Origin of the sequence: Streptomyces sp. NPDC007971 (assembly GCF_042958635.1) — a bacterium.
Taxonomy (GTDB): Bacteria; Actinomycetota; Actinomycetes; order Streptomycetales; family Streptomycetaceae; genus Streptomyces.
Map to the genome: position 1 here is coordinate 344,785 of NZ_JBIBJK010000002.1, position 22,236 is coordinate 367,020.

Annotated in this window: 19 protein-coding genes and 1 pseudogene; 5 read left to right on the plus strand and 15 right to left on the minus strand. The window is 70.0% G+C overall.

All coding sequences use genetic code 11. The features are described from left to right. Positions 1 to 58: 58 nt before the first annotated feature. On the minus strand, positions 59 to 2,128 hold the full coding sequence (locus ACFZCP_RS05375) for an MFS transporter (protein ID WP_391424232.1): 2,070 nt from the start codon (positions 2,126 to 2,128) through the stop codon (positions 59 to 61). Between the two features lie 187 nt (positions 2,129 to 2,315). Further along, the gene (locus ACFZCP_RS05380; protein WP_391424233.1) at positions 2,316 to 4,976 is read right to left on the minus strand and encodes a D-alanyl-D-alanine carboxypeptidase; all 2,661 of its coding nucleotides are present in this window, start codon (positions 4,974 to 4,976) and stop codon (positions 2,316 to 2,318) included. 196 nt (positions 4,977 to 5,172) lie between these two features. Between ACFZCP_RS05380 and ACFZCP_RS05385 the strand changes: the two genes are divergently transcribed. The 3 genes from ACFZCP_RS05385 (at position 5,173) to ACFZCP_RS05395 (ending at position 7,412) form a co-directional block, all read left to right on the plus strand. Next, positions 5,173 to 5,928 carry a GPP34 family phosphoprotein gene (locus ACFZCP_RS05385; RefSeq protein ID WP_391424235.1) on the plus strand — a complete coding sequence of 252 codons (756 nt, stop codon included), beginning with the start codon at positions 5,173 to 5,175 and terminating at the stop codon, positions 5,926 to 5,928. A 243-nt stretch (positions 5,929 to 6,171) separates the two neighbouring features. Beyond that, entirely contained in the window at positions 6,172 to 7,029 is an 858-nt protein-coding gene (locus ACFZCP_RS05390; RefSeq protein WP_362681014.1) for a helix-turn-helix transcriptional regulator, read from the plus strand. A gap of 191 nt (positions 7,030 to 7,220) precedes the next feature. Beyond that, on the plus strand, positions 7,221 to 7,412 hold the full coding sequence (locus ACFZCP_RS05395) for a DUF397 domain-containing protein (protein ID WP_391424237.1): 192 nt from the start codon (positions 7,221 to 7,223) through the stop codon (positions 7,410 to 7,412). Positions 7,413 to 7,704: 292 nt separating this feature from the next. Here ACFZCP_RS05395 and ACFZCP_RS05400 read toward each other — a convergent pair whose 3' ends face one another. From ACFZCP_RS05400 to ACFZCP_RS05410, 3 genes and pseudogenes are all read right to left on the minus strand, one after another. Beyond that, positions 7,705 to 8,595, minus strand: a complete 891-nt coding sequence (locus ACFZCP_RS05400; protein WP_391424239.1) for a MerR family transcriptional regulator — start codon at positions 8,593 to 8,595, stop codon at positions 7,705 to 7,707. A gap of 64 nt (positions 8,596 to 8,659) precedes the next feature. Next, positions 8,660 to 9,166, minus strand: a complete 507-nt coding sequence (locus ACFZCP_RS05405) for a glutathione peroxidase (protein ID WP_391424241.1) — start codon at positions 9,164 to 9,166, stop codon at positions 8,660 to 8,662. Between the two features lie 266 nt (positions 9,167 to 9,432). Next, a pseudogene (locus ACFZCP_RS05410) lies at positions 9,433 to 10,398 on the minus strand (ArsR family transcriptional regulator); the annotation flags it as partial. 240 nt (positions 10,399 to 10,638) lie between these two features. Here ACFZCP_RS05410 and ACFZCP_RS05415 point away from each other — a divergent pair. Next, positions 10,639 to 11,829, plus strand: coding sequence for an MFS transporter (locus tag ACFZCP_RS05415; RefSeq protein ID WP_391424242.1), 1,191 nt, complete (start codon positions 10,639 to 10,641; stop codon positions 11,827 to 11,829). On the opposite strand, the gene ACFZCP_RS05420 is transcribed toward ACFZCP_RS05415, so the two are convergent. Both ACFZCP_RS05420 and ACFZCP_RS05425 read right to left on the minus strand, forming a co-directional pair. After that, positions 11,774 to 12,760: an SPFH domain-containing protein gene (locus ACFZCP_RS05420; protein ID WP_391424243.1), complete on the minus strand. Its 987-nt coding sequence runs from the start codon at positions 12,758 to 12,760 to the stop codon at positions 11,774 to 11,776. The two genes, ACFZCP_RS05415 and ACFZCP_RS05420, sit on opposite strands and share 56 nt — an antisense overlap. An 87-nt stretch (positions 12,761 to 12,847) precedes the next feature. Beyond that, positions 12,848 to 13,081: a hypothetical protein gene (locus ACFZCP_RS05425; RefSeq protein WP_391424245.1), complete on the minus strand. Its 234-nt coding sequence runs from the start codon at positions 13,079 to 13,081 to the stop codon at positions 12,848 to 12,850. 9 nt (positions 13,082 to 13,090) lie between these two features. Here ACFZCP_RS05425 and ACFZCP_RS05430 point away from each other — a divergent pair, with 9 nt between their 5' ends. Then, positions 13,091 to 14,383, plus strand: a complete 1,293-nt coding sequence (locus ACFZCP_RS05430) for a peptidoglycan DD-metalloendopeptidase family protein (protein ID WP_391424247.1) — start codon at positions 13,091 to 13,093, stop codon at positions 14,381 to 14,383. Positions 14,384 to 14,752: 369 nt separating this feature from the next. On the opposite strand, the gene ACFZCP_RS05435 is transcribed toward ACFZCP_RS05430, so the two are convergent. The 8 genes from ACFZCP_RS05435 to snpA form a co-directional block, all read right to left on the minus strand. Beyond that, complete coding sequence (locus ACFZCP_RS05435; protein WP_391424248.1) at positions 14,753 to 15,568, minus strand: hypothetical protein; 816 nt, start codon at positions 15,566 to 15,568, stop codon at positions 14,753 to 14,755. Between the two features lie 239 nt (positions 15,569 to 15,807). Then, complete coding sequence (locus ACFZCP_RS05440; protein ID WP_391424249.1) at positions 15,808 to 16,341, minus strand: hypothetical protein; 534 nt, start codon at positions 16,339 to 16,341, stop codon at positions 15,808 to 15,810. Between the two features lie 369 nt (positions 16,342 to 16,710). After that, entirely contained in the window at positions 16,711 to 17,334 is a 624-nt protein-coding gene (locus ACFZCP_RS05445; protein WP_391424250.1) for a DUF6233 domain-containing protein, read from the minus strand. 202 nt (positions 17,335 to 17,536) lie between these two features. After that, the gene (locus ACFZCP_RS05450) at positions 17,537 to 18,721 is read right to left on the minus strand and encodes an SPFH domain-containing protein (protein ID WP_362680983.1); all 1,185 of its coding nucleotides are present in this window, start codon (positions 18,719 to 18,721) and stop codon (positions 17,537 to 17,539) included. 11 nt (positions 18,722 to 18,732) lie between these two features. After that, the gene (locus tag ACFZCP_RS05455) at positions 18,733 to 18,981 is read right to left on the minus strand and encodes a hypothetical protein (protein WP_263209826.1); all 249 of its coding nucleotides are present in this window, start codon (positions 18,979 to 18,981) and stop codon (positions 18,733 to 18,735) included. A gap of 332 nt (positions 18,982 to 19,313) precedes the next feature. Further along, the gene (locus ACFZCP_RS05460; RefSeq protein WP_391424252.1) at positions 19,314 to 19,643 is read right to left on the minus strand and encodes a hypothetical protein; all 330 of its coding nucleotides are present in this window, start codon (positions 19,641 to 19,643) and stop codon (positions 19,314 to 19,316) included. Positions 19,644 to 20,128: 485 nt separating this feature from the next. Next, entirely contained in the window at positions 20,129 to 20,929 is an 801-nt protein-coding gene (locus ACFZCP_RS05465) for an FkbM family methyltransferase (RefSeq protein ID WP_391424254.1), read from the minus strand. Between the two features lie 365 nt (positions 20,930 to 21,294). Continuing rightward, positions 21,295 to 22,122 carry a snapalysin gene (gene snpA, locus ACFZCP_RS05470; protein WP_391424255.1) on the minus strand — a complete coding sequence of 276 codons (828 nt, stop codon included), beginning with the start codon at positions 22,120 to 22,122 and terminating at the stop codon, positions 21,295 to 21,297. Positions 22,123 to 22,236 lie beyond the last annotated feature (114 nt).

Here is a 22,236-nt window from a genome sequence, read left to right on the forward strand (position 1 = left end):
GCCGAACGAGTCGGGTGGGTGGTGGGAAAGCGGGGGGCGGGGGCGGAGCCCCCGGGGGTCACTTCAGCTCATCGGGGCAGGGTGTACCGCGGGGCAACTGGTACGGCGCGGCCAACCGGTACGTCCCGGCCTTCGGCGCGAGCAGCATCGTCCACTTGTCCCCCTTCGCATCCTCCGGCGTCTCCATCAGACACCCGTTGACGTTGTCGTACGTCTTCGGCATCCCGTCGGCCCGATGCTTGGACGCCTCCGTCTCCTGCGGCGCCTTCAGGCTCTTGCCGTGCGCGTCGACGACGCTCAGCCACGGCGAGTACGGGATCCTGATCAGTATCCGCCCGGCCTTGTGGACCTCGAGCGTCATCTCACCCTGCTCGGCCCGGTCCACCACCGCGTTGGGCTCGGCCATCGGCGCCGGGTCGGTCACCTTGAACAGCTGCCAGTTGGCATCGCCCCAGATCTGCTTCAGGTACGGCATCCCGCGCCGCAGCAGCGTCCGCTCGCGCTCGCCGCCGTCCCCGTCCGGGTTGTCCTTCGGCAGCACGACGAAGTGCACGGCCCACCGCTGCAGCCACTCGTGGTAGTTCGCCGAGTTCAGCGTGTCGTCGTAGAAGAGCGGGTTGAGTCTCAGGTCGGCCTGCCGGTTCCAGCCGCGGGCCAGGTTGACGTACGGCGCGAGCGCGGAGGCCTCGCGGTGCGAGCGTGCCGGGACCACCTCGACCCGGCCCTTCTCGGCGCCGACGTGCTGCAGCTCGTTGACCAGCGGGGCCAGCTCACGGGCCCAGGACGCCGCCGGGGTGGTGTGGATGATGTCGTCGACGGACTTGAAACCGATCCAGCCGGCGAAGCCCAGGAAGGCCAGCACGGTCACGTACCACTTGCGGGTGCGGGGCACCGTGTACGGCAGTGTCGCGATCAGCGTCGCGCCCGCGAACAGCATGGGGAGCCGGGATATGTTCGAGCCGATCTGCGAGCTGATCAGCCAGACCAGGACCACACCGAGGCTGTAGACGGCCGCCGTGAGCCGTACGGTGATCCACTCCTTGGGGACGAGGAACAGGCACAGCAGGCCGTACGACAGGGGCAGGATCACCGAGCCGATCCCCATCGGCTGGGTGCCGGAGAACGGGAACAGCAACGCCGAGACGGCGACGACCGCCGTGGGGGCGAGCCCCAGCGCCCAGGCGCCGGGCCGCCGCTTCTGCAGGAACAGCGCGGCCGCGATCAGGCCCACGAACAGCCCCGCGACCGGCGAGGCCATCGTGGCGAGCGCCGCCAGCGGGGCCGCGACCAGGGCCTTCGCCCAGCGTTTGTACCGCCACCGGTGGGGCCAGCAGAAGACGGCCGCGACCGCGCCGAGCGCGAACGCCGTGCCGAGCCCGAAGGTCACCCGCCCGGATATTGCGTTGCAGAGCAGCGCGAAGACCCCGGCGAGCGCGGCCCACAGCGGGTTCTTCACGGCCCGGCTGCGGATGAGGATCATCGTCAGCAGGCCCGCCGAGATCGTCCCGGCGATCATCATCGTCGTACGGACGCCGAGCACGGACATCAGATACGGCGAGACGACGCTGTACGACACCGGGTGCATGCCCCCGTACCAGGCGAGGTTGTACGCCGAGTCCGGGTGCCGGCCGACGAACTCCGCCCAGGCGTCCTGGGCCGCGAGATCACCGCCGCTGTTGGCGAATGTGAAGAACCAGATGATGTGCAGGACGCCGGCGAGGGCGGTCATGGAGAGCACGGGGTGCAGCAGGAGCCGCTGCCGCAGGGGCTCGGCCGCGGCGAGAAGACGAGCGAGCCGGCTCTCCGGACGCGCCTGCGGACGTGCGGCCGGCTCTGCCTTCGGGTGTGCCTTCGGACGTGCGGCCGGTTCCGTCCCCGGACGTGCCTGCCCACGAACCTCCGGACGTGCCTGCCCACGAACCTCCGGACGTGCCTGCCCACGAACCTCCGGACGTGCCTCCGCACGAACCTCCGGACGTGCCTCCGCACGAACCTCCGGACGTGCCTCCGGACGGTCGTCGGCATGACCGTCGATGCGGCTGTCCGGGTCAGCCGCGGACAGGCGTATTCGGCCGGATCCCGGGTCCGGGTCGGCGTCGTCGGCGCGTGTCGGCTCGGCTGTGGCCACCTGAAGGCACTCCCCGTGATCCCGTCTTCTGTTCCCGGCCGCTTTCCTCAGTGTTCCCGGCCTTTTCCCGTCCAGTTCGCGGCCCTGTCCCGTGACCGGCGACCTGCCCCGATTCGTGACGCTAGCACGCACCCCGCCGCGGGGCTCCGTCGGCGGGGTGCGGTAGTGCTGGACCAGGGGGCGTGGCTCAGCCGAGGCGGGTCAGCTTGTCCGTGAAGCCGGGTTCGGCCAGATCCTTCTGGAGAGCCACCGGCACCTTCACGGCACCGGCCGTACCGTCACCCACGGTGAGCGTGCCGACCGTGGTGCCCGCCTTCGCGGTGTGCGGCACGGTGTCGGAGGTGAAGGACAGCTTCACCTTCAGGCCGGCCCAGCCGACGGCGGAGACGTCCTTGGTGAGCACGATCGGGGTGTGGCCGCCGAGCTGGTCGTCCACATAGCCGACCACGTCGCCCTTCTTCAGGATCTTCGACGAGGTCAGCGCCTCCTGGGCGGCGAGCAGCGCGGTCTTGCTGACCGCGTTGACCGTTTCGAGGATCTTCGGCTTGTGCTGACCGAGGATCGCGCCGACGATCGTCACCGTCTGGCCGCCGACCTGCTTGCGGGAGGCGAAGAGCAGGTTGCCGCCGGCCGCCGTGGTGCTGCCGGTCTTGATGCCGATCGCGCCGATCCGGTACGGCAGCTCGTTGACGTTGTTCCAGAAGTGGCCGGTGGGGTCGGTCCAGCTCGCCGCGCTGGTGATGGCGACCAGGGCCGGGATCTTGGTGACCGCGCGGCCGAGCTTCACCTGGTCCTCGGCGGTGGAGACGGTGGTCTCCTTCAGGCCCGAGGGATCGGTGTACTTCGTGTTGGTCATCCCCAGTTCCTTGGCGGTGTCGTTCATCTTCTTGACGAACGCCGCCTCCGAGCCCAGGTCCCAGCGCGCGAGCAGACGCGCGATGTTGTTGGCGGAGGGGATCATGACGGCGGACAGGGCCTGCTTCTCGGTGAGGTAGTCGCCGGCCTTGACGGTGTTGAGCGTCGACTCGCCGGCCTTGTAGTAGCCGCCCTCCTTCTCCGCCGTCGGGTCGATCTTGATCTTGGGGCCCTCTTCCCCCGGCTTGAGCGGGTGGTCCCTGAGGATGATGTACGAGGTCATGGTCTTGGCGACCGAGCCGATGGCCACGGGCGTCTGCTTGCCGAAATTGCCCATGTTGCCGATGCCGTCGCCGTCGACCCAGCCCTGGCCCTCGTTCGGCCAGGGCAGCTGCAGCTTGTCGCCGCCGAACGTGTAGCTGTCCTTGGCGGAGAGCGCGAGGGTGGGGGACGGCAGCGGGCGGAAGGCCTGTACGACCGCGAAGACGATCACCAGGAGGAGGGCCAGAGGGGTCCAGATCTTGACCCGGCGCACGATCGTGCGGACCGGGGTCTCCGCGGGCGGGGGCGTGTTCGTCAGCTCGGCCAGCAGGTCCAGCGGAGGCTTGGGCGGGAGCGGCTGCTGGGTGGTGCGCTCGGGGCCGACGTGGGGGACGGACGTGGTGACGTCCGGGTTCTTCAGCGGGACGAACTTGCTGTCGCCCAGCTTGAGCATGGTCGTCGGCTGGTCGACCTCGGGCTTCTTCGGGCGGACGGACTTGAAGACAGCCGTGGGCTGATCGACGCCACCCTTGGGTCCAGCGCCCTTGGCTTCAGCGCCCTTGGCTTCAGCGCCCTCCGCCTCGGCTTCGCCCTCGGCCGCCTCCTCTTTCCCACCCGCACCACCCGTGCGGGTCTCGTCGTCGGCTGCGGGTGGCCCCTGCGGGGTGTCCTCGCCGTCGGCGGCCGTCGGCTCGTCCTCATCGGCTGCCTTGTCCGCGGCGACAGCCTTCGTCTTGTCAGCGACAGCAGCCTTCGTCTTGTCAGTGACAGCAGCCGTCGTCTTGTCCGCGGCGGCAGCCTTGTCCGCGGCGGCACGCTTGGCCTTGCTCGCGGCGGCCGCCTTCGCCCTGTCCACAGCGGCGGTCTTCGCCTTGTCCGCAGCAGCAGTCTTCGCCGCATCCGCGGCGGCAGCCTTGGCCTTGTCCGCGGCGGCACTCTTCGTCGCGTCCTCGGCGGCCTTCGAGGCGGCGCCTGCGCCCACCTCCGCCTTCGTGTCTGTCTCCGCGTCCATGTCGTCCGCGGGGCCTTCTATCTCCTCGCCCGACTCCGAGGCGGCATCAGTCTCCGCGTCCGCCTCGGCCTTGGGGCCCGAGTTCGGGTCCGAGGCGGCGTCAGCCTCCGCGTCTGCATCAGCCTTTGCATCTGCGTCGGAGCCAGAACCGGAGCCGGAGGCGGACCCAGAACCGGAGCCGGCATCCATGTCCCTGTCCGTATCCGTGTCGGCGTCAGCGCGCGTGTCCGGCTTCGGCTTCGGCTCGGCCTCGGCGGCGGTCTCGGCGTCCGACTCCGAAGCGGACTCGGCCTGCTGCCCGGGCTCTGAGGACCGGTCTTCGGTCTTCCCGGTGTTCCCGGTGTTCCCGGTCTTCCCCGACTCCTCGGGCTTGTCCGACGTCTTTGCAGATGCGTCGGCTTCGGGCTTCGACTTCTTCGTGGTGTCCGCCGAGCGGACCCATGCCGAGACCGCCTCACGCAGGTCGGCGTCCTCGTCCCTGGAGGCCTCGGGCTTCCTGCCGTCCTCGGACTTCCTGCCGTCCTCGGCGGAGCCGGCGGCTTCCTTCACGTCCCGTACCGACAGGACCTTCGTCGCCGTATCCACCGCGGCGCCCGAGGAATCCTTTTCGCGGGAGACGGCGAGACGCGGATCGCGGGTCTCGGGAACCGAACCCGCGCTCCCCGACGTCGGTTCCGACGACTTGTGCTGCTTCGACCTGTCGGGGGACTCGCCCGCCACCGATGCCTCCTCCGTGCGCCGCACGCGTCCGCGCGCGCCCTGTCCGAACCATGTACCAGTGTCCTGTGTGAGGGCTTGGCCCCTGTGCTAGACGAGAACGACATACCTACCGGTTCCCTCACGAACCGGTCACGCACCCTCGACAGACCAATGTGAGAGGGGTCACCCTGTCATTCATCCACGCGGGGAGGCATGGATGGGCAGGAGCCGCAGAACACTTCCGGAGGAGCTTCTGCTGCTGGCATTGGACCCGGCCACGGGTACCACTGCACAGCCGCAGTCGCTCGACCTTGGTCTGGCCGGAGCACAGCTAGTGGAGCTGGCGCTGGCCGGACGGATAGCCCCAGACGGGGATCGTATCGCCGTGGTGGTACCACGGCCGACTGGAGATCCGACTTTGGACTGCGCGTTGGAGTTGCTGCGAAGGCGCGGCGCTCCGGTACGTGCCGTCCATTGGATCGGCGGGCCCCGGCTGGGGCTGCGCCAGATCTACCTCTCGCATCTCGAACGGTGCGGCATGGTTTCCGCCGTACCGGGGCAGATGTGCGGGGTGCTGCCGACGACTCGCTATCAGGCGACGGACACCGCCATCAGCCGGGAGATCCGATCCCGGCTGGATTCCGCGATCCGCACCGGCGTACCGCCGGACCCGCGGACCGCGGCGCTCGCCGCCCTGGCACACGCCGTCGGCCTCGGCAAGCACCTGTATCCGGGGAACGAGGGACGTTCGTCCCGGTCCCGGCTGCGGGACCTGATCCGGCACGACCCCATGGGCGGGCTGGTCGCGCATGCCGTGATGGACGTACAGAACGGCGCTGCGGCCCAGCCGCGGCGCGGTCCGGCCACGGCCGGGCGCCCGGCAGGCCCCACGGCCAGGGCTACGGCGGAACCCGCACGCGGGGTTCCGATGCAGCCGCGCCACGGGTCCATGGCACGCGCCGTGGCCCACTGAACCGCACCGTCAGTTCCCAAGTGCCGGTACGGGAGCCGCTGGTTCGAGCGGGGCGGCGGGACCCTTGTGGTCCTGCCGCCCCGCTCGACCGCATTGGCGCGTCCGCAAATCCGTGCCCGAACTGACGCGTACGCGCCGCATATCCAGTGTTTCCCAGCGGTACAAAGCACCTTGGTGGCAGTCTGCTCAGCAGCAGATACGCAAAGTGTTAGGTACAGGCAGGCAGCCGGAGGTGCACGTCCCGTGGCGTCCAATGTCAATCCAACCGTCAGGCGACGCCGGCTGGGCCAGGAGCTGCGCAGGCTCCGTGAGCTCAAGGGCATGACGGCCGAAGAGGTGGCGGAACGGCTGCTCGTGTCGCAGTCGAAGATCAGCCGGCTGGAGAACGGCCGCCGAAGCATCAGCCAGCGCGATGTACGCGATCTGTGCGGGGTGTACGAGGTCGAGGACCAGCGGATCGTCGACTCGCTGATGGAGATGGCCCGGGATTCGAGACAGCAAGGGTGGTGGCACACCTTCGGCGACATCCCGTACAGCGTCTACATCGGTCTGGAGACCGACGCGGAGTCGCTGCGGGTGTACGAACCCCAGCTGGTGACCGGTCTGTTGCAGACCCGCGCCTATGCGGAGGCCCTGGTGCAGGGCGCGCTGCCGGAGACGTCGACGGCGGAGATCGAGAAGCGCGTGCAGGTGCGCATGCGCCGACAGGAACGTATCACCGCCGAGAACAACCCGCTGCGGCTGTGGGTGGTCCTGGACGAGGCGGCGCTGCGCCGGGTCGTCGGCAGCCGGCTGGTGATGCGGGAGCAGCTGGAGCACCTGATCGAGATGTCCCAGCTGCCGCACGTCACCGTGCAGGTCCTGCCCTTCGAGGTGGGCGCGCACCCGGGGCTCAACGGGCAGTACGCGATCCTGGAGTTCACGGACGCGGCCGACTCCAGCGTGGTCTACCTGGAGGGCGTCACCAGCGACCTGTACCTGGAGAAGGCGCAGGACGTCCAGAAGTACGCCGTGATGTACGAGCATCTGCGGGCACAGTCCCTCAATGTGGAGCAATCCCGGCAATACATCTCCGATGTGGCGAAAACCTACGCGGATTGAGTACTGCTCCACAGGAAGCGCCGGATCGTACACCGTGACTCCGCTTTCGCGGAAGGCTCAGTTGGAATATGCCATCCGCTTGAGTGAACGACTGCTCCGGCAGGAGCGGTTGCCCGGTAGCGTCGATCACGCCAATCAGACGACACGGTTGGCGTGAACCGCACCACCAGCAACTCGCAACAGGAGTGGACATGGCACTGATTCAGGGCGCTTCGGAGACGTGGATGAAGTCCTCTTATTCCGCGGGCAACGGCGCCTGCGTCGAGGTCAAGTCGCCCACCACCGCGGAACTCGCCGTACGCGACTCCAAGGTCATCGAGGGGCCGATCCTGGCCTTCCCCACCGAGGCGTGGAACGCCTTCGTGGCCTCGGTCAAGGCGTAAGGAGCCCTCTCTGACGCTCCCTCGTAGGCACGTCCGACGACAACTGCACAAGCAACACCCGCGCAGAGCCCTCTCGACGAGTCGCCGTCCTTGCCGAGGGGGCTCGGCCCTTGTCTCCCGGACTCGGTCCCCCTCCGGGGCTCGGTCCTCTTCTTCGGGTCAGGTCCGCCTCCGGGGCGCCGCAGTGTCGATGGCGCCCACCGGGCTCCCCCTCGGCCTCACCCGTCGACGGCGGTCACCGGACCTCTTCCCGGCTCACCCGCCGTCGGCGGTCACCGGACCCCTTCCCGGCTCACCCGCCGTCGGCGGCCCTCTGTGGGCGCACGGGGAAAGCCACGTCGCAGACCGGGTCCCCGGCTCCCGCCGCCTCCCAGTCCGCGAAGTACACCTCACGGCAGGGGCCGGCCATCTCCAGGCCCTCCTGGGTCATCCAGTGCTCCACCGCCTCGAAGGCGGCGAGGATCTGCGGGTGCGCCACCTGCGCCTTGCTGATCCGGGTGTAGGCCAGCCGGGCCGCCGGCTCCACCCGCACCCGCGTCGCCCAGGGACCGCCGTGCCGCTCCACCCAGGCCCGGGCCGCCGCCTCGTCGGTCACCGGCACACAGGACTCGGCGGGCCCGTCGCTCTCCATCGACACCTCGGAGTGGTAGACGACGAACGGCGCACCGGCGACGCCCCCGCACTCCCGGGCGGCCTTCTCCAGACGGCCCAGCGACGCGCCGATCCACGTCGGCAGCTCGTCCGCCAGCGTGTGCCGCGACTCGGTGATCACGACCCGAGCCGGCACGTCCACCGTCTCGACCACGAACTTCTCGTACATCTCGGAGCTCCTCCCCGACAGTCGTCCACGGAGGTACTCGGCGAGGGTCCGCTGCCCGGCCATCCGGGTCTCCACGGCCGCCCAGTAGGCGCCGAGCCGGTCGGCAGCCTCGGCGCCCTCGGCCCCGACCACCTCGGTGATCCGGGCCAGTGGCATGTCCAGCTGCCGAAGCAGGGCCACCGTACGGGCACGTTCCACCTGGTCGGCGCGGTAGTAGCGGTAACCGCTGGCCTCGTCGACCCGGGCCGGTTCCAGCAGCCCGAGCCGGTCGTACAGCCGTAGTGCCTTGGCCGACAGGCGGGCCCGCGCGGCGAACGCGCCGATGGTGAGCAGCTCCTCGTCCACGATGTCATCCTCCGTCACCGGGCGGCTCTTTCCGCCCGGTGACAGGGACGCTCTCCCTTGCCCCAGGGGCAAGGTCAACCGGTCAGGCCAGCTGCTTCTCGATGGCCGCCACGACCTCGGCGGACTCCGGCTCGGTCTGCGGGGAGAACCGCGCGACGACCTGTCCGTCGCCGCCGACCAGGAACTTCTCGAAGTTCCAGCGGATGTCCCCGCTGTGCCCCTCGGCGTCGGCGAAGCCCACCAGACGCTCGTACAGCGCGTGCCGTCCCTCCCCGTTCACCTCGACCTTCTCGGTCAGCGGGAAGGACACGCCGTACGTCGCCGAGCAGAACTCGGCGATCTCCTCGGCGGTGCCGGGCTCCTGCCCGAGGAACTGGTTGCAGGGCACCCCGAGCACGGTGAAGCCCTGCCCGGCGAACCGCTCCTGCAGCCGCTCAAGTCCTGAGTACTGCGGGGTCAGCCCGCACTTGGAGGCCACGTTCACGATGAGCACGGCCTTGCCCGCGTACTGGGGCAGATTCGCGGAGCCGCCCTTGAGGGCTCCGATCTCGGTGTTCAGCACGGAGCCGTTGTGGTCAGTAGTCGTCATGGTCCGGATGCTAGCCCCGACGGGTTACGGCCCCGGGTTACGGGCACCTTTCCAGCCTCTGTCGGCTCCCGTCGGCTCACGTCGGCTCCGGCCCTCCGTTCGCCGTCCCCGTCCCCGTTCCAGCCCCCGTTCCAGCCCCCGTCTCCGTCCCCGTCCCCGTTTCCGCTTCCGCTTCCGTTCCAGCCCCCGTCCCCGTCCCCGTCCCCGTTTCCGCTTCCGCTTCCGTTCCAGCCCCCGTCCCCGTCCCCCGTTTCCGCTTCCGTCCGGCCCGTCACGGCCTCCATCAGCACCTGGCCCGCCGGCGTCCGCGAGTAGAGCACCGACCGCCCGGCACGCCACCGCTGCACCAGACCCGCCTCCCGCAGCACCTTCAGATGCCGGCCCACCGAGCCCAGCCCCTGTCCGGTGATCGCGGTCAGCTGGGTGGTGGACACCGGGGAACCGAGGAGGACGAGCACGGCGGCCCGAGCGGGTCCGAGCAACGCGCCCAGACTCGCGGGCACGGCGCGCTCGCCCTCGCCCGCGAGGACACCGGCGCAGGGGTAGACCACGGCGTACCGCTCGCCCTCCTCCCAGGCCACCCACCCCGTCCGCTGCGGGGTCACCGGCACGAAGAACAGCTCGGAGCCCGAGATCTCGCGGGGCGGGTACTCGTGCTGGTTGACCTGAAAGCGGTTGTCCCCGAGCCATCGCGTCCCGCCGGGCCTCAGGGAGTCCAGCACGCTCGCCCAGCCGCCCCGGCTCACCTGGGCGGTCCGCGCCATCACGTCCGCCTCCAGCACCCGCCGGCGCCGCTCCCAGTACGGCCGTACCGTCTCCTCCCACACCCACTCCAGCAGCACGGCCGCCCGCTGCGGCAGGTCGTCCCGGTCCAGTGCGGCGGGAAGCGGACCGGCGAGTGAGAGCCGCAGATGGGCGCGGGCTGCGTCGGGCCCGGCCGCGCGCACCCGGGCGACCTCGTCGGCGAAGCCCTCCCCGGGGCGGGCGGTGGGCGTGAGGAAGTCGGCGATCCAGTCCCGGCCGAGCCCCGCTCGCACCAGCCGGGCCGTCACCTCGTCGGCGGCGAGCCGGGCCCGGTAGCCGGGCAGATGGGTGCGCAGCCACTCCCGCTCACCGGGGTGCGCACCCTGCCCTGAATGCAGCAGCTTCAGGCTCGCGAAGGTCTCGGCGAGCGGGGACAGCACGAACCGGCTGCGGGCCAGGGTGTCCGCGTTCAGCTGCCACCAGCCCACGGCACCCTCTCTCCCCGATCCTCTGCTACGACCTCTCGCCACGACCTTTGCCGCGAGCTCGGGACCGATCTTGGGCACGACCTTTGCCGTGGCCTTGGGGCGCACGATCTCTGCCGCGACCTTGAGGTGCACGATCTTTGCCGCGGCCTTGGGCACGATCTCTGCCACGCCCTGGCACGACCTTTCGCGCGACGGCGAAACAATAACGGGGTCCGCCGGGTCCGTCCGAGACTCCGGGGCATGCCCAGCTACCGATCCCTGTTCCGGGTCCCCGAGTTCACCCCGCTGTTCCTCGGTGCGGCCGCGAAGACCGCCGCCCAGACCGTCGGCGGCCTCGCCCTCGGCACGCTCGTGTACCGGGCGACCGGCTCCCCGCTGCTGTCGGCGGTCAGCATGTTCGGCCCGTCGCTGGCCCAGGTGGTGGGCGCGACCTTCCTGCTCTCCGGCGCCGACCGCCTGCCCCCGCGCGCGGCCCTCGTCGCCGTCTCCCTCGCCTTCGCGGCCGGTACGGCCCTCCTGGCGCTGCCCGGCCTCGCGACCGGCGCCCTCTTCACCGTCATCCTGCTGCTGGGCCTGGTCGAGTCCCTCGCCGGCGGGATCCGCTGGGGTCTGCTGAACGAGATCCTCACCAAGGACGGCTATCTGCCCGGGCGTTCGCTGTTCAACATGATGAGCGGGCTGATGCAGATCACCGGGTACGCCACCGGTGGCGCCCTGCTGACCGCGCTGTCCCCGCGGACCTGTCTGCTCCTTGCGGCGGCCCTGTATCTGACGGCCGCGCTCGTCCTGCGTCTCGGACTCACCGGCCGCCCGCCCCGCGCCGACGGCCGCCTTTCCCCGACGGCGACCTGGCGCACCAACGTGCTGCTGTGGTCCGCCCGCCCGCGCCGCCTCACCTATCTGGGCCTGTGGCTGCCCAACGGTCTCGTCGTCGGCTGCGAGTCGCTCTACGTGGCGTACGCCCCCGACGCGGCCGGGACCCTGTTCGCCTGCGCGGCGCTGGGCATGCTGGCCGGGGACGTGACGGTCGGACGGCTGGTCCCGGCCGCCGTACGGCCCCGGCTCGCGACGCCGCTCCTGCTTCTCCTGGCGACGCCGTACCTGCTGTTCTGCGCGCACCCGCCGGTGGCCGTGGCCGCGGTGTGCGTGGCGGTGGCCTCCGCCGGGTTCGGCGCGAGCCTGGTCCAGCAGGAGCGGCTGATGAGCCTGACGCCCGGAGAACTGGCCGGTCACGCCCTCGGGTTGCACTCGGCGGGAATGCTGACCCTGCAGGGCGTGAGCGCGGCAGTGGCCGGCTCGCTGGCCCAACTCGCCCCGCCGGGCCGGGCGATGGCCGTGATGGCGGTGGGCTCGATGGCCGTGACCGGCTCGCTCGCTACGGCCGGCCGTCGTTCTCCTGCGGCTGCTGTTCCGGAAGGCTCTTCGCGATGAAGTCGGCGGCGAGGCCCAGGGCCTTCTGCGCGGTGGGGCTCTCCACGGCGGGGTTCTGCGCGCCTGCGATCTCCGAGCCTGCGATCTCCGCCTCGCCGTTCTGCGCGCCGGGGTGCTGAGGGCCGGTGCTCTGGGGGCCGGGGTTCTGCGTGCCGGTGTTCTGGGCGCCGAGGTTCGCGGCGGCGCGGTCGAAGTACCGCAGCAGCTCGACGGGGAAGGGCATCACGAGCGTGGAGTTCTTCTCGGCGGCGACCTCGACGACGGTCTGGAGGAGCCGCAGCTGCATGGCCTCGGGGGTGTCCGACATGATCCTCGACGCGTTGGCCAGCTGCCGGGCCGCCTGGAACTCACCGTCCGCGGTGATGACCCGGGCCCGCCGCTCCCGCTCCGCCTCGGCCTGCCGCGACATGGACCGCTTCAGCGACTCGGGGAGCTGGACGTCCTTGATCTCGACGCGGTCGATGTGGATGCCCCACCCCGCGGCAGGGCTGTCGATCATCAGTGCCAGCCCCTCGTGCAGCCGCTCCCGGTCGCTCAGCAGATCGTCCAGGTCGCTCTTGCCGATGATCGAGCGCAGGGAGGACTGGGCGACCTGTCCGACGGCGAAGTGGTAGTCCTGCACCTCGATGGCGGCCCGCAGCGGGTCGGTCACCCGGAAGTAGACGACGGCGTCGACCTTCACGGACACGTTGTCCTTGGTGATGCCCTCCTGCGTGGGCACCGGCATGGTCACGACCTGCACGTTCACCTTGCGCATGCGGTCGGCGAACGGGATGAGGAAGGTGATTCCCGGCTGCCGGTGGCTCGGCAGCGCCTTGCCCCACCGGAACACGACCCCGCGCTCCACCTGGTTGACGACCCGCATCCCGCTCTTCAGCACGATCAGCCCGAGCAGGGCCAACAGCACCACTGCGACGACAGTGCCTTCCATGGCACTCCATTCTCCGACGCGACTTCCATCCGGTTCCGGACAAGGGGGAGGACACCACAGCGGCGGCCCGTGGATGCAGACGCGGTGTCAGGGATCCGTAAAGAAACCGACACGTGTGCGCCGCCGGCCGCCCCGCACGAAGAACCCCGCCGCATCCCTGATCGTCTTCCAGTCGGCCGCGCGGTGCACCTTGCGGACCGCCGAGCGCCGAACGAGCCGGAACCAGCCGAACGAGCCGGCACCAGCCGGAACAGGCTGGAACCGGCCGAACGAGCCGAACGAGCCGAACAAGCCGGAACCAGCCGAACCGGCCGGAACCATGGGGGACACATGCACGACCCGAATCCGACGCCCGAGGCCTCGGCCTTGTCCGAGCCGCGGCAGGAGACCGGCACTCCGCCGCCGGAGGCCGGCCCGTTGTCGCCGGAGGCCGGCACCGTGCCGCCGGAGGCCGGGACTCTGACGCGCTTCCTCGCGGCCGACCCGGACTGCCGGGTCCGTCTCGCGCCGGCCGTGGCGGAGGCGGTCGGTGCGGACACCCTGGAGCAGGTCGTCGGGACCACACTCGCCCGCACCGGGACCCCCGTCACCGTCACGGACAGCCCCGACGGGCTGATCGTCGCCGGCCCGCACGACAAGGTCCGCGCCTGGGTCAAGCAGACCCCCGACGGTGAGGAGATCACCGGCCTGCTCCTCGAAGGAGTCCCGTACAAGCCTCGGACGCGTGGCGGACCCTTCGCGGAATCCGCCCCCTGGCTGGTGTACCTCCTGCTGATCACCCTCTGGAACGTCTCCACGATCTGGACCGCCAACGACCGCACCTCGTGGTGCGCGGGTACGGCCACCCTCGCCGCCCTCTTCGTCTTCGTCGAGGGCCGCGGCGCCCCCGCGCAACAGCCACGCCTACGGCGCCGCGCGGTCCAGGTGCTCGCCCTCACCTGCCTCCTCTCGGCCTACCGTCTGCCCTCCCTGCCGGCCGGGCACTTCACCCCGGCCCTGGGCATCGCCCTCGCGTTGCTCGTCGCAGGTGTGCTCCTGGTGGCCAGGGCACGCGTCCACCGCTGGGGGACCCCCGTCTCCCGGCCCCTGCGCTTTCCCCTGGACGGCACCTGGTACGTCCTCCAGGGCGGCGGCCGTCTCATCAACCACCACGCCGACGTCCCGGAGCAGCGCGGCGCCCTGGACCTGGTCGCCCTCGGTCCCCACGGAACCCGCACCCGCCCCGGCCACGACCTGACCGCATACGCCGCCTACGGTCGGCCGCTCCATGCCCCCTGCCACGGCCAGGTCGTCTCGGCCGCCACCACCTTCCCCGACCAGCGGCCCGGCGAGATCCGCTACGAACCGCCCTACGGCAACCACGTCTTCCTCGACACGGGCAGCGAGATCATCAAAATGGCTCATCTGCGGCCGGGCTCGGTCACCGTGAAGCCGGGCGACGTCGTCGAGGAGGGCCAGCTGCTCGGCGAGGTGGGCAACAGCGGCAACACGACGGAACCGCACCTGCACCTGCATGCGGAACGGGACGGGGTGGGGCTGGATCTGCGCTTCACCGGGGTCAGGGGGCGGTTCTACCGGGGGCGCAGGATCCGCGGGGACGGTGCGAAGAGGGACGCGGGGTGAGCCGGGCCCAGCGCGGGGCCGACCGACTCCCGGTCAGCCCAACCCCAATTGCCTGACTTGTTCTATTAATCCAGACTCGGCCGTAATGGCACCATCCCCTGAAGGAAGGAGTATCCAGATGGCCCTCATCGACACCCTGCTCGGTGTAGTCGCCGGCCTCCTCGGCGGCCTGCTCTAAGCGGTCACCGGAAGCTCCATTCGGCGTAATGCCGGCCCAGCCCCGTCGTGTCCTTGACGGGGCCGGACGCCTTTGCCGGGGAGGTGGCGCCGACATGCACCCATGAGCTCCTCGGGTCGCCGGGCGAAGACTCCTCCGGTCGCCGAGCAAAGACAGAGAGTGCCTGCGACCACCGGGCGACCTCCCGGCGACTATCCGTTGCGCCCCGCGCGGTGGCGCTCGATCTCCAGCGCGAGGTCACCGCGCTCCCTGCGGGCCGTGTCCGCCTCCTCGCGCACCTTGTCCAGGCGGTCCTCCAGCTGGCCGACCCGCTCGCGGTAGCGTTCGAGCTCGGCGCGCACGAACTCGGCGTCGGCCACCTGCTGCGCGGCGTCCTTGCGGATCTTCTCCGTCTCCTCCTCGAACCTCTGCCTGGCCTCGTCCAGCTCGGCGACGGCCAGGTCCGCGGCCTCCTCCGCCAGCGCGGTGCGCTGCTCGGCCGCCAGCGTCCGCTGGGCCGAGGCCTTGGTCACCGTCTCGATGCGTGCCTCGGCGGCGGCCGAGTCCGTGATGATGGCCAGCTCTTCGATGTAGACGGGCAGGTCGGTGGCGAGTTGGGACATGAGGGCCAGGAGGTCGTCGCGCCCCGCGGCCGGGTCCTGCACGGTTTCCGCCGCTCCGTGCACGGCTTCCATCGCCCCCTGCACGGTCGTCGTCCCCTGTACGGATTCCGCCGTCTCCTCGGCCGGTGCGAGGTTCAGGTCGGGCACCTGGGCTGCGGACACCGGTGTCGCGGACGCAGCGGGGGGACCGGCCGCGGCGGTCGCCCTGGCAGCCTTCTTGGCCTCGGCCACCTGACGCTTCTCCTCCTTGCGCTGCTGCCTCTTGGCGCGGAACTTGCGGAACGCACCCAGCGCGTTGTGCTCGGGGTGGGCGCAGTAGCGAGGCGCCGGGTCGTCGGCCGTCGGCGCGACGGGGTGGTTGGTGCATTCCGGGTAAGCGCAGACCTCAAGCGTCTCGACAGTCATCTTCCGCCCTTCCAGCGATATGGATGGTTCCCGATGCCGAACCGGCACATCGGCACATCGGCGCAACTGCACGTCGGTGCAACTGCACACAGGCACACCGGCGCCGACCGGCCGCACACGGGGATTCACCGATCACGCTAGATGCGGACAGGGCCTTACGGGCGTCACGCGGGGTGCTCGTCAGCAATCGGTAAGATCACCGGTGACCACAACCACTGCCGCACAACTGGCCCGTTGAGTCACTGAGTCCGCGGTTCGGCGGCGTCCTTGTCGCGGCCGAATCCCAGCCGTTCGGCAAGCAGCCCCAGGGCGACGCCGGCCGTCGCCACGGCCACCGCCGGGGTCATCGAGTGGGCATCCACTCCCGGCGTCCACGCGAACAGCATCAGACCGACGAGGAAGTACGTCACCCAGCTGAATGCGGCGTCCACCGCATTGCCGATGGCGGGCGAAAGCGAAAGACCGAATGCGGCACGCACGAGATGCCGTACCGGCATCGTGACAGCCATGGCGATGGCCGAGCACGGAGCAAGGAGCAGTAGTGCCCAGAACACCGGTGCTGTGCCTTCGAGTTCGACGGCCCTGGGAAAGAGGGCAGCGGTGACGAGCAATATCAGGAGGAGGACGAGGCCGACGGGTACCACGGCGAACGACAGCACACCGCCGAGGGCGGCTCGCGCCAGAAGCTTTTCGCCGGAGGTCATCGGCTCGTCGCCGGCGTCGGTGTCACCCATGTCATTGGTGTCATCCGCAGGTACGGATCGCTTGTCCATGCAGGACTCCACTCCCGCATTCCCGGCGGGCGGCAGGGCCCCAGAACGCGGCCGCAGCCGGCGCGCGCCGATATGCGTAACTTCCCCGAAAGTGAATTGAACAGCTCTGGATCAGCTCTGAAACAGCTCTGGATCGGCTCCTGGTCAGGGAGCGGAACGTGCGCACAGGGGGCTCTCTTTGTCCGTGAGCCGGGTGGTGCGTACTCGCCAGTTGTACCTGTTGTGGATCTTGTGATGCAAGCGGAGGAGACTTGTATCTGCCGTGGCTGGACGGGAATTGGGGATTGCTGAGCATCGACACCCGACGTGCGATCCGCTGTGCTGGGTCGGCGTCTTCGGACAAGGTCGCGCAGTGGACGTCGTGGCCGATCATCCGAAGGTGTCGGGCCGTCGACCGCGTCGCACCTGGTCGGCCGGTTCGAGTGTCTTGTCCGGCGCACAGAACTCGCACGGGGCGAGGATCCCGAGGGGATCGCGGAGCCCGAGGCGGATCTGATGCGGAGTGGTGGGTGTTGCCCTGCGTTGGATCATGGTGCAGTCGGCCAGGTGGTAGAGCGCCGGCAGCGGGTGTGCCGGGTGCTTCTTCGGCTCGATGACGTATCCGGTCGCCGGGCCCCCACCGGCGGCGGATTCACCGGAACCGGATTCACCGGAGCCGGGTGCGGTGGAGTCGACTCCGGTGGGGCCGACTCCGGTGGGGCCGACTCCGGTGGGGCCGACTCCGGTGGGGCCGACTCCGGTGGGGCCGCCGACTCCGGTGGTGGAGTCGGGGCCGGGGGAGTGGGGTTCGGCGGTGCGGGACGCGGGGCGCCGTGGCCGGGACGGTCGCGGCTGCTCGGTTGCGGCCCGTTCTTCGGCGGCGGCGACGGCCTTCCGGGCGGCCTCGCGCCGGAGCCGCAGGTAGACGCCGACGGTCTCGTTGTCCGTGACCTGCCGGTCGAGGTACGCCAGGATCGCTCTCAGGCGGGGTAGATCGGGCGGCAGCTCAGACATGTGTTCGATTCTATGCCTGCGAGGCACCTGCGGACGCCCCGCGATCCCGGAGGTGCGTGTGCACGTGGACAGCGACCCGACCCGTGGACGTCAAAGGCCCCGGACCATGATCGGTCCGGGGCCTTTGCCCGTGTGCCCGCGGCAGTGATCGATGCTCGGAGGACTCCGTACGTGCAGAGACCCGGTCGCCGCCCCCGGTCGACTAGTCGACGTCCACCGGACCGTCGTTCGACTTCCTCCCCTTGCTGGTGGGCAGCTGGAGCAGGCCGTTGCCCTCGCTCTCTGCGGGGCGGCGGCCGTCGGAGTCCTGGCCGCTCAGGTTCTGCCGGACCGAGTCGAGGATCGTCAGGCCCTGGGACACCAGACCGGCGGCGATCTCGCCGAGGCCGTCCGCGCCGTTGAGGACGTTGACATTGGCGCCGGCGAGGCCGCCGGCGGCCTCCTTGACGATCTGCGGGAGCTGGTCGATCAGCATCCGGTCGAGCGCGACCCTGTCGTACGAGGCAGCCGCCTCTGCCTGGATCTTCATCCGCTGCGCCTCGGCGGCCGCGAGGATCCTGACCCGCTCGGCCTCGGCCTCGGCGGGCTTCACGACCTCGGCGACCAGCTGCTGCTGGCGCAGCTTGGCCTGGCGCTGGGCCAGCTCCGTCTGGGCGGCGAGCACCTCCTGCTGGGCGTGCGCCTGCGCCAGCGGTCCGGCCTGCGCGGCCTGCGCCTGGGCGCGGTCCACCTCGGCCGAGTACTCGGCCTTGACGATCGCGGTCTGCCGGGCGTACTCGGCCTGGTTGCGGGCCGCCACCTGCTCCGCCTCGACCGAGGCCTGGGTGGCCTGCGCCTGGGCGATCTGGGCCTGCCGCTGGATGGCCGCCTTGTGCGGCGCGGACATCGCGTCGATGTAGCCGGTGTCGCCGTCGTCGATGGACTGGATCTGCAGCGAGTCGACGATCAGGCCGATCTTCGCCATCTCCAGCTTCGACGTGTCCAGCACCTCCGCGGCGAGCTTCTGCCGCTCGGTGACGATCTCCTCGACCGTCATCGAGCCGATGATGGCCCGCAGGTGCCCGGCGAAGATCCGGCCGGTGAGCACCGACATCTGCTCCTGGTCGGAGAGGAACCGCTGACCCGCGTTGATGATGCTCTCGTGGTCGTTGCCGACCTTGAAGGCGATGACCGCGCGGACGTGCAACGCGATGCCCTGCCTGGTCACACAGGTCTCGGTGACCTCGGACTCACACATGGACAGCGTAAGGAACCGGACCTTCCGGAAGACCGGCAGCACAAACTTGCCGTGCCCCGTGACCACTCGGAACGGCGCACCCCCCAGTCCCCGCCTGCCCCCCGAGATCAACATCGCCTCGTCGGGAGCGGGGACGCGATATCCGAACATGCCTGTACTCCTCAGCCGGCCTCGGCGCTGTCGCCGAGCGCGTCCAATGGATCCACCCACTCGATGACGCCGACCTCGCGGCATCCACGTGATTCGATCACGAGCACCGTCGCGCCTACGGGCAGGGGTTCCTCCGACCAGGCGAGGAAGGTCTCGGAGCCGCCTCGGACCCGCACCAGGACCTCGCCGGGGCCCGTGGACCCGCGAGTACCGATGAGCACCTTCCCCGTGCAGCCGATCACGGCCTCGTCCTGCGGCATCACCGGCCGTCCTCCTCGTCCTGGCCCCATGATTCCGACGATAGACCCAGTCCGGCCCGGACCCAACGGGCAGGAGGACCCGGCCTGCGCCACGGGCCGCACGGGGCCCGGCGGCGCTCCCGGACCATGCGTCGGGGGTGCGGGTACCCGGGCGACGACCGCACGGTGCGACACATGGCCGGAGGGTCGAAGACGGCACATGGCCGGAGGGCCGAAGACTGCAAGGAGAACAGTCTTCGGCCCTCCGGCCTGGGCGCAGGGGCAGCGCCGGCTATGACGACGGGTGGCAGAGGGCGTGGGCCTCCGCGTCACGGCACGGCATGCAGGGCGGGCTAGCGGCGGCCGAGGTAGCGGTCGTGGTCCCGGTCCCAGCCACGGTGCAGGTCCCGGCCGTGGTATCCGCGCCGGTCGCGGTCCCAACCCCGGTCCCGGTCCCAACCCCGGTCCCGGTCCCAACCGTGGTGTCCGCGCCGGTCGCGGTCCCGGTCCCGGTCGCCGAAGTGGCCGTCGCGGTCGTTCCTGTGGCTGTGCGAGTAACCCCTCCCGTTGTCGCGGTCATGGCCGGGTCCGGCGGCCAGAGCCGGCATGGCGGCCGCGCCGACGAGTGCGCCCGAAGCCACACAGGTGGCAATCAGGCGGACCGCCCTACGAGAAACAGACATGAATCTGTCACCTCACGTTCGTGCACATCGACCCTGGTCGGGGCCGGGTGTGCCAGCCGAAATTCCCGGCTCGGTGCCGAGGCCCCACACTGTGGCCCTCGGCGGCGACATCGGACCGAAAAAAGGATTCGCGTTACAAAGTGCAGATATGTCCGTAACTCTCGCTTGTATGGGCCATTGATATTGGGGAGAGGTCTGGGCGCAGGCCGTTTCCCAGCTTGGAATCACGCCGAGAGCAAGGAAAAGAGCAGCCGACGGGCCCGTGACCCTCTTGGCTGTTTCTCTGCCTCGACTCCTTCGAAAGGCCCAACGGATTCAGTAACGACGGGAAGCCTCTGTTCGGGGGACCCGTTGCGGTCGACGGCGACCTGGCCGGCCTGGCCGACCAACTCGACCATGCCCAGGAGTGCCAGGTCCCCCCGCGCCCCGCCCTGCCGGGGGATCGGCAAGTCCGTTGACAGGCGAGTGCCGGGTGCTGCGCGTGGTCAGGGCCTGACCGCGAACACCATGCCGATGTCGCCGGCCTGCTGCACCGGGTCCTGCTCGGTGCTGACCGTGAAGCCGTGCGCGAGGAGGACCTCGCAGACCGTGTCGCGGTTCTGCTGCCAGCGCTCCACCTCGACGACGGCCTGGCGGACCAGCGGCCAATGCCGTTCCTCGATGCCTTTGAGCACATCGAGTTCGGCGCCTTCCACATCGACCTTGAGCAGGTCGATGTGGCCGATGCCTCGCTCGTCGAGCACTGATGACAGGGGCCTGACCTTCACCCGGTGCGTTTCGAGCCGCCGCATCACCCGCAGCTTGCGGCTGACGAGAAGAGTGAGGAGGGGAGCGGGTACGCGGCGCAGGGCCGGCCCCAGGCCGCCCTGGCGGATCATTTCGACAACGCTGGCGGCGACCCGCCGCCGCTCAGCCTCGATGTTCCCCTGATCCCGCGATGAGGACGAGAAGATCGTGGCGGCCGGAATGTAGCTGAAGTCGAGCTCGTCGTCACGGGACGCCAGGCCGTAAGGGAGCGCGGTCAGGCGTCCGTTGAAGAATTCGCGGGCGTTGCGTTCGAGCGTCGCGTGGAGTGGCGGCACCGGCTCGAAGGCGTAGATCCGTACGTCCCCGTCCAGCCGCTCATAGACGGCCGCCGAGAACACACCGATGTTGGCGCCCACGTCGAGTACCGTCGCGCCCGGCGTGCACTCGACGCCGTGGGTGAAGTAGGCGCCCACCTCCTCGCGCAGGAAGGACGCCTCCCAACGATTGATACTGTGCAGTTCAATCGTATTCATGGCCATGACAAGATGATGTATCAGGGTTGGAGCCAACAAGCCAGCCCACAGGCTTCACTTTGACCGCGTCCCTGATCCACAGGGTGTGACACCACCCCGTTCTCATGACAGTGAGAGGAACTGCGTCGCGATCGTCCGGACGACTTCACCGTCGGGCCCGAGAGGTACGGCCGAGTTCCTCGTCCTGATCGGCGCCCCCGGGACAGCCGTACAAAGCACCAGCGTCTGTCGGCCGGCCTGCAAGAGTGCTCGGACGGCCGGCCGGCAAAAGTGCTCGGACGGCCGGCCGGCAAGAGCGTTCGGACGGCCGTCTCGAGCATGTGGCTGAAGCCGTCCTCGACGGCGAGCCGCGTTCCCGCTCGGGAATGCAATCAACTCCAGGGCGTGCTGCGGAGCGGATACCCCGGACCGCGGAGCGGATACCCCGGACCGTGGAGCGGATACCCCGGACCGCGGCTCGGCGTCATGGTCGGTACCGGCGGTGCGGCGCTCGGTTGGTCGGCGGGGCCGGTCACCGTGCCCGGGGCCTGCCCGAGTCCGGAGGCCCACACCTGGTCGACACGCGAGCGCTCGGCGGCGTTCGGGTAGCGGCTGGTGCAGGACGGGCCGGCGCTGCCGCCCGACATCAGCTCACTGCACGGCCCGCCGTAGTCGTCCGACAGGCCCAGCACGTGCCCGGTCTCGTGGGTGACGACGCGGACCGAGTCGTACTGCCGGCTCTGGGTGTAGTCGAGGAAGACGTAGCCACTTCCGTGGCCGTTGGTGGAGGCGTAGGACCCGCGTGGGTCGTTGCCCTCTCGGTAGGAGAAGTCGGCACCACCGCTCGACGCCTCCTGGAGCTTGACGTTGGACTCGGAGCTGTTCCAGATCGAGGCCGCGCTCGATATCTGCGAACGGAAGCTCGGTGCCTGGGAGGCGTCGTAGTGGACAGTCACCGCCTGCGCGTTCGGCTGGGCGGCCTGCTTCTCGGCGACGGACTTGACTACGGCCGCGAAGAACGCCTTGTTGTTCGCGGCCTCCTCGGCCGACCCTGCGTACCGTGCCACGGAGGTGGCGGCGGCAGCGGACGGAGTGGCGGCAGCGGACGGGGTGGCGGCCGTCTGGGCGCTCGCCGGCACTGCCGCGCCCAGCGCGCTGGAGGCCAGACCCAGGCCGAGAGCAAGGGCGAAAAGTCTCGCGGACCTACGGGACGACTTCATGTGGGGGGACTCCTACTCACTCGGTGACGCCGAGCGCCCGGTGCGCGGTCGCCTTTGTGTGAACACCGGTTCCGAACTGCGGCGACGTCCTGTGGGTCGTCATTCTTAGAACGG